This window comes from Rhodothermaceae bacterium (assembly GCA_009838195.1).
Lineage (GTDB): Bacteria > Bacteroidota > Rhodothermia > Rhodothermales > Bin80 > Bin80.
On the sequence record VXSC01000001.1, the window covers coordinates 1 to 6,663 of the forward strand.

General features: G+C 48.4%; 6 protein-coding genes. 2 read left to right on the forward strand and 4 right to left on the reverse strand.

Annotated elements, in window-relative coordinates; all coding sequences use genetic code 11:
* Positions 1-108: 108 nt before the first annotated feature.
* Together F4Y64_00005 and F4Y64_00010 are read left to right on the forward strand one after the other, a co-directional pair.
* Positions 109-1,425 (forward strand): sulfatase, encoded by a 1,317-nt coding sequence (locus tag F4Y64_00005; GenBank protein MXX95991.1) that lies wholly within the window; start codon positions 109-111, stop codon positions 1,423-1,425.
* On the forward strand, positions 1,413-2,273 hold the full coding sequence (locus F4Y64_00010; GenBank protein MXX95992.1) for a formylglycine-generating enzyme family protein: 861 nt from the start codon (positions 1,413-1,415) through the stop codon (positions 2,271-2,273). The genes F4Y64_00005 and F4Y64_00010 overlap by 13 nt, the downstream gene beginning before the upstream one ends.
* Here the strand turns inward: F4Y64_00010 and F4Y64_00015 are convergent.
* The 4 genes from F4Y64_00015 to F4Y64_00030 all read right to left on the reverse strand — a co-directional run bounded on the left by F4Y64_00015 (position 2,263) and on the right by F4Y64_00030 (position 6,492).
* A complete protein-coding gene (locus F4Y64_00015) occupies positions 2,263-2,799 on the reverse strand; it encodes an ATP-binding protein (GenBank protein MXX95993.1) in 537 nt (178 codons plus the stop codon). The genes F4Y64_00010 and F4Y64_00015 overlap by 11 nt on opposite strands.
* Positions 2,800-3,304: 505 nt before the next feature.
* Positions 3,305-4,273 (reverse strand): hypothetical protein, encoded by a 969-nt coding sequence (locus tag F4Y64_00020; GenBank protein MXX95994.1) that lies wholly within the window; start codon positions 4,271-4,273, stop codon positions 3,305-3,307.
* Positions 4,274-4,277: 4 nt separating this feature from the next.
* The gene (locus F4Y64_00025; GenBank protein ID MXX95995.1) at positions 4,278-5,435 is read right to left on the reverse strand and encodes a DUF3696 domain-containing protein; all 1,158 of its coding nucleotides are present in this window, start codon (positions 5,433-5,435) and stop codon (positions 4,278-4,280) included.
* Positions 5,419-6,492: a DUF262 domain-containing protein gene (locus F4Y64_00030; protein ID MXX95996.1), complete on the reverse strand. Its 1,074-nt coding sequence runs from the start codon at positions 6,490-6,492 to the stop codon at positions 5,419-5,421. Before F4Y64_00030 ends, F4Y64_00025 begins: the two co-directional genes overlap by 17 nt.
* Positions 6,493-6,663 lie beyond the last annotated feature (171 nt).

A 6,663-nucleotide genomic window follows, 5' to 3' on the forward strand; every position in this document is an offset into this window, starting at 1 on the left:
GGATCGCGCTAAGGTAGCGCTAATCAGGCAGAACCGTCCTGCTATAAGATCTATATACGGATTACCATCTTTTTAGTCTCACTGTGTGCCTGCAGTTCAAATTTCCAGATGGACGATCAGGAGCGGCCCAATTTTATTATCATCTTTGCGGATGACATGGGATACGGAGATGTGGGTGTATATGGGCATCCGACTATTCGGACTCCCCATCTGGATCGCATGGCTGCAGAGGGACTTCGTTTTTCTCAGTTTTATACGGGCGCATCCGTATGTACGCCGAGCCGAGCTGCGCTTTTGACCGGGCGATTACCTGTCCGAAATGGGCTAGCAGATGATCGGATCCGGGTTCTCTTTCCTCCAAGCAAGGGAGGAATGCCCGCATCAGAGATTACAATTCCAGAAGCATTGCAATCCGTAGGTTATGTAAGTGCAGCAATCGGGAAATGGCATCTGGGGCACGTACCGGGTCACTTCCCCACGGAGCATGGGTTTGACGAGTATTTTGGGATCCCTTACTCAAATGACATGACCCCTTCAGCGAGTGACTGGGGACGTGCGCAGACGTATCCCCCGCTGCCTCTTATGCGGGGTACGGAGGTGATTGAGACGGAGCCTGATCAGCGCCTTCTGACGCGCCGGTATACAGAGGAGTCTATTTCCTTTATCCAAAAAAACAGGGATAATCCATTTTTTCTCTACCTGCCACACACTATGCCTCATATTCCGCTCTTTGCATCGGATGAATTTGAGGGAACGAGTACACGCGGGCTTTACGGAGATGTGATCGAAGAGATCGATTGGAGCGTTGGACAAATACTGGATGTTTTGCGGGAGACTGGCCTGGATCGCAAGACCCTAGTCATTTTCACAAGTGATAACGGGCCATGGTTGACAGTAGGATTTGCAGGTGGGACTGCCGGACTTCTGCGTAATGGGAAAGGAACTACCTGGGAAGGGGGAATGCGTGTGCCGACGATCGCTTGGTGGCCAGAAACGATTCCCGCTGGTCACACGACCCAGGCACTGGGTGTCACCATGGATCTAATGCCGACCATGCTGGAGCTCGCCGGTGCATCACTCCCAGATGATCGCATCTATGATGGAGTGGACCTGATGCCAGTCCTTCTAGATCCTGCCGCTCAGGTTCGGGAAGCGGTCTATTATTATCGTGGGACACAGCTTTGGGCGGCACGTAAGGGGCCCTGGAAAATGCATTACATCACGCAAAGCGCATATGTGGGAGATCAGCCAGTGGTGCATGAATCGCCGCTTCTCTATCATTTAGACCGGGATCCAGGGGAGCGGTTCAATCTTGCTGAACAAGAGCCGGAGATGATCCTTGAAATACAGGAAATGGTGGAGGAGCATCTGGCTGAAGTCGTCCGAGCACCCACTCAATTGGCGATTCCAGAATGGAACGATTGACATGCATTCTTTTTGTTTGTGTGGCTTTTAGCGCCTGCAGCCAGGAGCCACCTCCTCTTCCTCCACCGGGCATGGTCTATATCCCAGGTGGAACGACTCAAATTGGGTCAGAGAATGGCATGCCGCATGAGCGGCCGGTTTTCCGTGCTCGTGTTCAGCCGTTTTTTATGGATATCTCTCCGGTCACGGTCGGATCGTTCCGGGAATTTGCCTTGGCAACGGGGTATGTGACGCAAGCCGAATCATTCGGGGATGCGGGCATCTTCAATGATTCAACCAGGCAGTGGGAACTCAGACCGGGTGCATACTGGCAGTGGCCATTGGGTCCTGATTATCCACCAGCTCCCGATGATCATCCGGTTACGCAGGTATCGTGGAATGATGCAGTTGCGTATGCGGAATGGGCGAATAAGCGGCTTCCCACTGAAATCGAATGGGAACACGCCGCCCGCCAAGGTAGCAGCGGTCAATACGCTTGGGGGGACCAGCTTGTAGAGGATGGAGAATACAAGGCGAATGTGTGGAATGGCCGATTCCCCAGGTTCAATACCAATGCAGATGGATATGCAGCCACATCACCGGTGGGGGCATTCGGGGAAACACCTGCAGGACTCGTTGATATGGGCGGGAATGTATGGGAGTGGACCGCAGATTGGTATCGATCCTATGCGGACCGGGATCAGGAATTCCAGCCAAATTCCAGTAGCGAGAAGGCGCAGCGTGGGGGCAGTTTTCTGTGCGAGCCGGGCTGGTGTCATGGCTATCGGGTCTCCGGGCGTAGTCACTCAACACCGGAGACGGCGCTCTATCATGTAGGATTTCGTCTGGTCAGGGACATCACCCCTTAGTCAGATGATGATCAACTGCTTCGATCGCAGTGGTCAGACGTTGGTCTTGGGTTCCACAGATCGGAACTGTATTCAAAGAATGGGTTTTGGCCTCAGCCATCAGGAGTGCGTGCGAGCGTAAGCGCTCTTGTGGGCTCGCCCGTTGACCGGGATCGGGTATCCAAGGGATATCCGGTTCCATAAACAGGTAAAGTCCCGACTGATGAAGTTTGGCAGCACGCTCGATCGAGGGTGGACATTCACCGAAGTAGATGCGCTGGTACATACATGTGGTGAAAAGGTCGGTGTCTACAAACAGGACTCTATGAGCTTCAGGTTGCAGGGAGGCAACCAGATCCACGTGTCCTTTGGCAATCACATGCACATCGGCCTCATCGGGAAGTGCCCCTTTCTCGTCAACAAACAGCCTCAGGTATTCGGCAGCCCAGATCGTGTTGTAATGTTTTGCCAGTGCGGCTGCGAGCGTGGTTTTGCCGGTTGATTCAGCCCCCATCAGTACCACGGTAGTCACACGATTAGAATTCATCAACAAGCGTACTACGAGCACTGATGATGAAATGGAATTCCATCCCTCTAATGGGACAATCCCCACTAATTCTCTTTGACACAATCTTGCATTTCAGGTCTGATATAGCTTTTACAGTAGAGCTATTTCTGCTACTTAACATTGCAGTGAATTGGCCATGTACTTTGAAGTTTTCCAAAAACATGGCTGCCAACTTATGGTAGCGAAGAGTTCTGATAAGAATGGCTGGTAGGATAAAATAGGGGGCGACCGAATTGGTAGTAATAATCAAGTGGACGGGATCTTTGTCTCCAGTTATTCGCTCAATACCGAAATTGCTAGTAGCAATCCCATTCGGTCGAGGATTCGTATAGCAGGACGGGTGAACAGAGTCATCCATGGAGGAGGTACTCGCCAGCCGATGTCAGAACGATTGCAAATAGAATTAATCAAAATGGTGCCGCTGCAGCATAGATCATCAGAAGTAGTGCAATTCTTCAGAACCATCGTAGATTAGGCGGGATTTCTATCGGATAGTTTTTTTCGGTCCGATATAAACAACGTAAAGAGGCTTTCCCGCCTGAATAGGCCATGAGAAATGCAAGCGGATTGGCATGGTGTAGTTAATCTTTCCGTGCCATGTACAGGATAGTCTACGGATCTGAAGATTTCGATCACTGAATCTTAGTTCTTCTCGAAATTGACGCTTTTCAGAATCCGAGGAATCCGAGAACCACGCCCTCCCGCCGGTGAAGTAGTCATCATAGATTCTGTGCCCCTCGCCAGTACGATTGCCGTCTGCGTCGTAGGCCCGTACCAGTGAGTGCAGAATATTCAGGAGTCTTTGAATTCTATCGGATGCACTCTTGGAAAAAGGTAATCTAAAAAGTGGGGCAAAGGATTCTTCAAAGAATGTGAGACCATCAAATCTTGATCTTGAGAACTCAGCCAATTCACGCCATGAACCGATAGGCGAGCTCATCCTTGCTAAGTCGTCATCTAATTCTCTAGGAATCCACCAATTATTGATAGAAGCGTCCTTTGTGTCTAAGCCCTTTTCGTCCCGTTTCCATGTTATCTGAATGGGATTATATGTCCACTTTGATGGGCAAACGCTGATTAGTCCGCAGTATCTACCATGGAGTACTCGAAACGCAGCTTCTCCAATGCCAGTTTCCGTAACGATTAATTCATCTTTGTATTCAAGCCAGTCATTCCTGCTATGTTCTTGATCCTCTTCCCAGAACGGGCCATTCCGGGTAAGCCAACTTAGAATCGCGCGTTTAAGGTTGAGATCTGGAATTCGATTGATTGCCGGAACCAACTCTACATTGGGCACTGGCTTGCTCCGAAAAATAGATTGCGAACATTTAATGTCCCGTTGATATTTTTCGGCCACTTGTCGCATTTCAGTGAGTTGTTTAAACGATCGCTGCAATTCGATACGATCATGGAACTGCTCATGAATAGACAGATCATTGATAATGAGATCCATACAATCAGAAGCTGGCGAAATCCTGCATGTCTTTGTCAAATTGATCGAAAAATCCGTCGGGCCAATAGTCCACATTGCCGTTAGGATCTAGCATCGGACTTTCCACCTGAGGTCTATCGACACCACCGTCACTTTCACGTTGTCGGAAAAAATGTAATGCAATATCTTGGTGTGACAACAGGTTATTTCTTATGGCGCGTCGGATACCGTTCAATATATGGTCGCTGTGTGTCTCAATCACGACTTGTATATCGGCAGCTGCAACTTCGGCCAGGAATCTTCCCATTTGAGCTTGTCCTGACGGATGCAAGTGAACTTCTGGATTCTCAATTAGCAAGAGATCACCCTTTCGGGCCGACATAGCCGCAACAACAATGGGCAATACCTGTGTGAGTCCAAAGCCAATGTTTGTCGGGCGGAGGAAGCCAGTCTCCTGAGACATCCGAATTCCCACGGAAATTGCATTCGCATGTTGGACTGGATTAGTTGTAAGTCTACAGCCTGGAAAGAAGCTGGATAAGCGAGCCTCAACTTGACGAAGGCGAGTTGGCGGAGCTGCCTCGTCAACTAATTTTTCAAGCACCTTTTTATCCGCTCCAGTGTGGAGTACGCTAACTGCATACTCGCCCTGCGATCCCACGACTGAAGTGAGTTGCGGATCATCGTAAGGATAATACTCCCTCGGTCCAAGCCGTTCTGCGGTCAGATAAGTCATTCTTCGTAAGCGATCAATCAGAGCATGATCATTCAACGAAGCTGGTGACAAATAATGAAGCGGCTGCTCGTTGTCAAATTTGGACGTAATGTTCTCTCCCGAACTGTAAACCCCCTCCTTCAGAGCCATTGACATTTCTTCACGATCACCCTCGAAGACCCACTGAATTTTTTCCACTTCATCATTAGTCAGGGTTATGCAAATCTCTCCTCGCCCATGAACCTGATCAATTACATCCATGACTGTACCGAGACGCACGGCCGATCCATTCAATATCAAACGTGACGACCACTCAAAGTCGCGCATGGTTTGGTGAACCACGCTAAATGCCTGTAGTACCGTTGACTTACCCGATGCATTGGTCCCAGAAAGAAGTGTTAACTTCCGGAGTGGGAGCTTCAATACTTCAAAACACTTAAAAAACCGTAATTCAATCTGCGTAACCACGGATTGCCTCCGATAATCGTTCTCGCACCAATCTGAACCTGAATTTCACCTTGTTTGCTTGGCTTGTTCCTATCGTAATAGTATCACTAAATTTCTGGTTCTCCAATAAGGAATAAAATACCTTTCGAAGCTGCTCTGAATTTGATTCAACATATGATTGATTAACCTTTGAAAGCCCAGTGGACATTACATCCCATAAAGATGCGTTAAGAATCCCACGATCCTGCTGCCCCCTTTTGTGTTTTCTGAATGCATTCCGTCCAAAAAGAAAATAGTTATTCGATAGACCAACACGAAATTGACTGGATAATTCTTGAAGCTTGTCAAGACTCATTTCATTCATTTTGCGCAGTGCTTCAGCCAAAAACTCATCCATGTCTCCTCTGTAGTCTTTAAACCCCAAAATCTGAAATGCACAAAAACGATTTACAAATTCTCGATCCCGCATTGTCTTCGTATTAAGACTCTTGCCCGTAGCCTCTTTGAAAGGATCGCTGCGGGCTTCCTGCTTGAGAAACCTAGTTGCTTCACCCATATACAGACAATTCCTCATTTGCTGTCGAGTAAGTGGGACACCCCCATTCACCCGCTCAAAAATATCAAGACGGGCCCGCTCTGGAACTTTGGAGTCCATTATGTAGAGGATCAAGTTACAATCCTCAATGCGATTCTGAATTTTAGGAGGCAGTTCTGAGAATTTTTTACGGTTTAATCCGTTGCGATCGGGCAATTTAAGCGGAAGTCGATCTTTAACGAATCCGTCAAACGTGGACAGGCGCTGTAATCCGTCAACTACGACCATCTTTCCCTCTTTATTCTCCGCCAAATAGAATACCGGCAGAGGTATGCGCATGATGACTGACTCAATCAGTTTGCTCTGCTTATCCACCCCCCAGATAAAGTCACGTTGGAAATCTGGATTCATTATGTAATATGATTGATCAATTCGCCGGATTACATCGCGCACTGTGCGGGTTTCCGAGCGAATCAAAAAATCGTCCAATGGGTATTCCCCCCATGTTCCATTCCGCTCATCTAAACCTTCTAGAGCTTCCATTTTTGATTCTACTGCTTCGGCCATAGTGTTCCAGACCTCAATCTTTATCATTTCAACGCGGAACCAAATGGTACTCTTGTTTTCGGTTTCTGCTCCAACTGTTGCGGGGATGTATATAGTGCCCGTCCGAAAATCCCCCATATTCGAAATTTTGAACGGTCTTGGCCATCA

What these genes read in the sequence shown, in the direction of transcription:
- F4Y64_00015 (MXX95993.1), bottom strand. Translation starts at nt 2,799, where the DNA reads ATGAATTCTAATCGTGTGACTACCGTGGTACTGATGGGGGCTGAATCA.
- F4Y64_00005 (MXX95991.1), top strand. Translation starts at nt 109, where the DNA reads ATGGACGATCAGGAGCGGCCCAATTTTATTATCATCTTTGCGGATGAC.
- F4Y64_00020 (MXX95994.1), bottom strand. Translation starts at nt 4,273, where the DNA reads ATGGATCTCATTATCAATGATCTGTCTATTCATGAGCAGTTCCATGAT.
- F4Y64_00030 (MXX95996.1), bottom strand. Translation starts at nt 6,492, where the DNA reads ATGGAAGCTCTAGAAGGTTTAGATGAGCGGAATGGAACATGGGGGGAA.
- F4Y64_00010 (MXX95992.1), top strand. Translation starts at nt 1,413, where the DNA reads ATGGAACGATTGACATGCATTCTTTTTGTTTGTGTGGCTTTTAGCGCC.